Genomic DNA, 1685 nt, shown 5'->3' on the forward strand with positions numbered 1-1685 from the left:
CTCCCGACAGCCCTCAGGCCGCCAGGAGCACCCCATTCCGTATTCGTTGTGTCTCCACGGAGCCCTACAGGCCACCACCTCGTCGGGGTCTTCGGTATCGTAAACTCCGGGGATCATTGAATTACGGCACCTTCTCTTCGAGCTCGAAACAAATGGTCAAAGCCACCGGAGCACCGTTAGGTCCTTCGTTGACGGGTTCGATAGCACAGACCGAAGATCCAAATACCCTATCGCCATAGGTTGCCTCGTCTCCGTCGACTGACATGTCAACAGAACACTCTATCTCCGAGTCTAGCCACCTTTCGTCTTTGTCGACGTAACTGGCGATCCGCTCCAATAGATCTTTTACCGTGCTCATTCTTCACTTCCTCCCTTTCCCCTCACCACCGGAAGCCTCCGGAGGGAGATCCCGACGGGGCGTCTTTCTTGTCCCGCTCCTCCTCCTTCTTGGCATCCAGATACGCACCGCATTTCCCGCCGTAGTATTCGGGCACGAACACGCCCGAGGAGTAGTGTTTGCCTTTCCAGTATTTCCTCATCCGGATCTCGCCCCTGTAACCGTAGTGAGGGCACTTAGCCGGGTTGCTACAGCTGTCGCAGTGCTCCCCCCATTCGACCAGGGTTTCGTAGTCGCAGAGTTCTTCCGGAAAGAGTTCCCGGGTTATGGGGCCTATGTAGTTCAGCCTTTTGCGTACGTAGGCCATTACCCGGTTCCACCGCTCTTCCTCGGAGCGTTCCCTGACGGCTATGCCCCTACGGGCCAGCATTTCCCTCAGGTCACCGACGAAATCGGGACCGCAGGCCTGACGGATCATCGGCAGTCTCCTTCCTGGTGGTATTTGCCCTCCCGGATCTTGATCCAGTTGGATTTCTTTATCACCCAGTCGAAGTCGCAGAATCTGCCGTCCACCAGAAACTTGCTCTGGGATACGTACAAAAAGTACTCCCGCCAGGTTTTCAGGTCGGCCCATGGCCATGGAGGGGCGCCGGGGTCGCCTTTGGTCCTCCATCGGGATCTCAGGGTGTTCTGTCTGGTCTCCGAGAGGATCCTGACGCCTCGCTTGCCCATAGGGACCATCACCTCGTCCCAGAGATCGGCTATGGCCCTGTAGGGACAGGGAGGCGGAGTCTCCCCCGGTTGGGGTACGACTTCCTCCCCGGGCACGGGGTCGAGGGGAAGTCCCGCCGTGTCTTCGGCGGACTTGCCCACTATGTCTTTATCGTTCTTTGGTTCTAGTTCTATGTCTCTAGTTCTGTGTACGTCTGACGGACACCGGGGGTCCGCCTGGCGTACACCGGGGGTCCGTGAGACGGACTGCGGGAGTCTTTCTGACGGACTCTCGGTGTCCGTTTGGCGGACTGCCTGTCGAGAATCGGAGCCTCCCGTTAAGATGTATTTGTTGACCGTCTGGAATGATTTGTTGGACTGGGTCACCTTCTCCAACACCCCGAACTCCACCAGTATCCTGAGGCTCTTGAAGAGTCGGTCCCTGCTGCACTTCACCTTTTTAGCCAGGGTCTCCGCACTGGGAAAGCATTCCCTGCCCGATCCGGCGTAGGCGCACAGTACGGCGTAGGTGGCTTTCGCATAGGCGTCTATTCCTTCGTCCAGCAGTACGGAGATGTCCACCCTGGCGAACCAGAACTTTCGGTTGTCTATTACTATGTTGCGCTCCACATGGTCA

The 1685-nt window shown here is 57.5% G+C and carries 3 protein-coding genes; all 3 read right to left on the minus strand.

All coding sequences use genetic code 11. The features are described 5' to 3' along the window. Positions 1–121: 121 nt before the first annotated feature. Positions 122–358 carry a hypothetical protein gene (locus L2W58_RS12945; protein WP_236103829.1) on the minus strand — a complete coding sequence of 79 codons (237 nt, stop codon included), beginning with the start codon at positions 356–358 and terminating at the stop codon, positions 122–124. A 22-nt stretch (positions 359–380) separates the two neighbouring features. Further along, entirely contained in the window at positions 381–815 is a 435-nt protein-coding gene (locus L2W58_RS12950) for a hypothetical protein (RefSeq protein WP_236103830.1), read from the minus strand. After that, the coding region (locus L2W58_RS12955; RefSeq protein ID WP_236103831.1) for a helix-turn-helix domain-containing protein at positions 812–1685 on the minus strand (874 nt) is incomplete at its 5' end. The genes L2W58_RS12955 and L2W58_RS12950, both read right to left, overlap by 4 nt.

Origin of the sequence: Dethiosulfovibrio faecalis (assembly GCF_021568795.1) — a bacterium.
GTDB classification, from domain to species: Bacteria; Synergistota; Synergistia; order Synergistales; family Dethiosulfovibrionaceae; genus Dethiosulfovibrio; species Dethiosulfovibrio faecalis.

What these genes read in the sequence shown, in the direction of transcription:
- L2W58_RS12945 (WP_236103829.1), bottom strand. Translation starts at nt 358, where the DNA reads ATGAGCACGGTAAAAGATCTATTGGAGCGGATCGCCAGTTACGTCGAC.
- L2W58_RS12950 (WP_236103830.1), bottom strand. Translation starts at nt 815, where the DNA reads ATGATCCGTCAGGCCTGCGGTCCCGATTTCGTCGGTGACCTGAGGGAA.